Here is a 1240-nt window from a genome sequence, read left to right on the forward strand (position 1 = left end):
ATTATTTTGACCATATTGTTCTTTTGTTATCATCTTTTATTAAAACTACTTCTGAAAAATCCCCATAATCTTTCTTTTCTAATGAAATGTTGAATTTATCAAAAGAATTTCCGAAATTTACCAACTTAGACTTAATACTAATATAGAGTACACCATCTTTTTGCCATATTTTCTCACCAGAATAAGAGGAACCACTTTCAGCAATACTTCCTTTAATTAAAATTTTCTCATCTCCTATATTAACCTCACTTATTGCAATACTTTCAGGGGATACCGTTGTCGTAAAAAAAATCATGGCTATACCTCCTACAGCTAAAATAATTATTATTAAGGTAATTATTAAGCCCTTTTTCATACAATCCCCACCTCGATTTCCCTAAATTTATAATTGTTATTATAGTTTAATAGAGACTTAATTCCACTGAGTACTTTGTGAGGGTGATCCTGTTCCATTTGCATAATAGACTTTATACGTATGTGTAAAACCTAGTCCACTCACATATCCTGTTTAACTCTTAATACTATCTCTCAAAGTTGTAGGAGTTTTTATTGTTGAGCCTGCACTTAGTTAAACAGAAGAAACTGAATTCCATACATCTACAGCAAAGCTAGAGCAGTTGTTTAATGTTGACCAAGAATCTCCATTAGTTATTTTTGAATTTATTGTATCTAATTGAGCCTGTGTTAAATCCATAACCAGTATGTTCAGATTTATTTCCCCATGTCCCTACAGATATTAATTTATACACAAATAAACTAGATTATTAGATCATCAGCAAACGAAAGAGACGAGTGCAAATTATTTGAAAGACATACTCCCCCACGCGTCATCACGCGTGAAATCATTGTAGGTGAATACAAACGAGAACATAATTGAAATATTGTTATTGTAATAACTAAATACGTCAAGTAAGAACTTCTGTCTTAATGGAGGCAATCCCTTGGAATAATTACGTCCAGAATCGGCTTTGTACTTAGGTCTAAGCCCCCCTCCGAGATACTTCCGTAGCTAACGTTTGTCTAAATGAAGATAAAAAAATGCCTATCCGTCTTTTTGACGAGATAGATGTTGGTTTAAAATAAAGTTTAATTAAAACCGTGCTACAAATACTGATTTTACAATAGAAGAAACCCATACATATTGAAAAAAGATTAATCAAAATGGATGGATTTAATTTTGTGAAGGAGTTATTTTTTATAAAAAAGTTTGATTAAAACTCACTTAGAATTCTTACATCAA

1 protein-coding gene is annotated in these 1240 nt (G+C 31.3%); it reads right to left on the reverse strand.

The window, feature by feature from the left end; genetic code table 11:
* Position 1: 1 nt before the first annotated feature.
* Entirely contained in the window at positions 2-355 is a 354-nt protein-coding gene (locus tag PVA17_RS24790; RefSeq protein WP_274069347.1) for a hypothetical protein, read from the reverse strand.
* Positions 356-1240 lie beyond the last annotated feature (885 nt).

The sequence above is a fragment of the Lysinibacillus sp. CNPSo 3705 genome (genome assembly GCF_028674935.1).
Taxonomy (GTDB): domain Bacteria; phylum Bacillota; class Bacilli; order Bacillales_A; family Planococcaceae; genus Lysinibacillus.